Raw genomic sequence first — 2169 nt, forward strand, 5'->3', positions numbered from 1 at the left:
GGTTCTTGTACGCTGGCATATCTCACCTCGTCTGAATTAGATCGAGGTGTCCACTGAACCGGGGGAACTACAGAGTCCGCTGGAGCTAATTGTTAAGTGTTTTCTTTTTTGATTGTTCGTACATCTATTAAGCATTTCTTTCCCTTGGGGGTTAATATCCAGAACAATGCCATGCCTCCCTGCTTGGTTTGAAGGCTTTTGACCTCAACAACCCCCAAAGCCATCAATTGCAGTTTTACTGTTTGAAAAACTTCTTCCTCGACCTTTGTTCTGTAATAGAAATCTGCATCTTTGCCATTTGCCTTCAGAATAGATTTGGCGAGCTGGCTATTAACTGAATCATCATTTAGGTGTTGAAGCAGATGAGGGCCTATGTATGAAATTATTTGATTCCAAGTTACCTCAAACTCCCAATCTTGATTGTAACGACTGTCATAAGAAGTTTTATACGTGCCTTTTAATTGAATTACTTCTTCGCCAGACGAGTAATCACCAGTGTCAGTTATTGCCTGCTGCTTAAGCTGCTGATTTTCCAACAGGAGTACTTCGTTTTTCTGGCGAAGATCATTGAGCTGGATAAGAAGCTCTGTTGAATTGCCTTGATCTGCTCTTACCCACCCAATAGCGGGATACATTTTTATTGTTTTAGAAAGACTTAGTGCCACCAAGCCTGCCAATTGATCTGCACGGTTCCAGAATTTTACTAGCCGTCCAGTTGAAACCTTTTCTCTAAATTGATTCAGATTCTCCCTGGCCTCTGGGTCTATTTCTATTTTTGTGCCAGGAAGGTTCTCAGGGTCATCATGAAGCAATGCGACAATTTTCAATCCTTGCTCCACTGCATAGTCATACTCCATTTCAGTGTAACTAATGCCCTCGCTGGATAATGAGCCATACTTGCCTCCTATGATCAGCAAGTAGTAATCACAATCATCAATTACCCGTTTAATAAACTCCCATTGTTCCTCATCAGCGGCGGGGAATAGTTCCATCCCTGCGGGAATGCAATCCATCTCCATAAGTGCCTGCAATACTTGCTGACGCTCATCTTTTAGATCCACATATGTGGAGCTTACGAATACTTGGTAACGTTTTTCCATGGTTCCCTTTTACACTTAACGCATTTGTTCAGCGGCGACCTTTTTGTAGCGAAGCGGAGAAAAGGGCGTCCGGTGGAGGGCCATCTGGCCCGAAACGCACTGCAACTATTTGTTAAGTAACGGTGTTTGAATGATAAGACCACTTTTAAACCATTGCCCAATCACATATTCATAAAATCTTTCATTTCTCTGCGCACCACATATTGGAGCGAGTTCTTGACCTGCACGAGTAAGTAAAACCGTTCCAATCTTTAATTCATTATCACTATCTTTAGGGAACTCAATAATTGTGGGCCTCCCGAAATAGAAAATCTGAGCAAATTTACCAAAACCCATTCGACGGTAGCCTGAGGTTGGCTCAAAAGATATAAGCCCGATCGCATCTAAGTGCTTGAGAACACTAAAGTTAATGCCCTCATTTTTATAGATGTCGTCATCATGGTTTATGATAAGCGGCATGACATCTCCCATAAACCAAGAAAACTGACAGAATCTAGTAAATATCTCTGCGTCTTTTTTATCCATTGACGCTACAAAGTCTACCGTTCGCTTAGAAAATGTACCTGGCTTTGATGCTTCCCCAGACAGCAACCGACTCCACAGTGACTGCATCTCCGTATCCGAAACAGTGTCGCAATTCTTAAAGAAGTGGGCTACCCAGTCTTCTTCCAGATTCTCCACATCTGAATCTTCGGATAATGATGATGCGGCTTGGGCCGTAATAGATTCGATATTTTCTTGTTTTCGGGCCTCTTGCTGAACCATTCGATCAATAGCCCTCTGTTGTAGATCGCTAAGTTCGATAGATGCCAATGCTTTAATTTTTTCAGCTTCTGCCTCGGCTTCAGCCCTCTTCTTTATCCGTCTAGGTTCGTAAAGAACACCAACAGCATTTGATACTTTTTCAATCAAAACTGTCGCTGGTTTCGACAAGTCTCCTAGGTTTATAAGTGAGCTTCCTTCCGCCACTATTTCCCCTCCAGTTGAAGCTACTTAACGTTTAGTTAACGTGCCGCTGAAAGCGCAAAAAAATATACGCTGGCACAGAGTTCATGATGAGTCACCGATA

The 2169-nt window shown here is 42.6% G+C and carries 2 protein-coding genes; both read right to left on the reverse strand.

What is annotated here, in order from left to right:
* Nucleotides 1-92: 92 nt before the first annotated feature.
* The gene (locus tag BLV48_RS18655; RefSeq protein WP_091828274.1) at nucleotides 93-1100 is read right to left on the reverse strand and encodes a DUF4062 domain-containing protein; all 1008 of its coding nucleotides are present in this window, start codon (nucleotides 1098-1100) and stop codon (nucleotides 93-95) included.
* Between the two features lie 105 nt (nucleotides 1101-1205).
* Nucleotides 1206-2069: a DUF2806 domain-containing protein gene (locus tag BLV48_RS18660; RefSeq protein ID WP_091828275.1), complete on the reverse strand. Its 864-nt coding sequence runs from the start codon at nucleotides 2067-2069 to the stop codon at nucleotides 1206-1208.
* Nucleotides 2070-2169: the final 100 nt, after the last annotated feature.

The sequence above is a fragment of the Marinobacterium iners DSM 11526 genome, from assembly GCF_900107855.1.
Classification (GTDB): Bacteria; Pseudomonadota; Gammaproteobacteria; order Pseudomonadales; family Balneatricaceae; genus Marinobacterium; species Marinobacterium iners.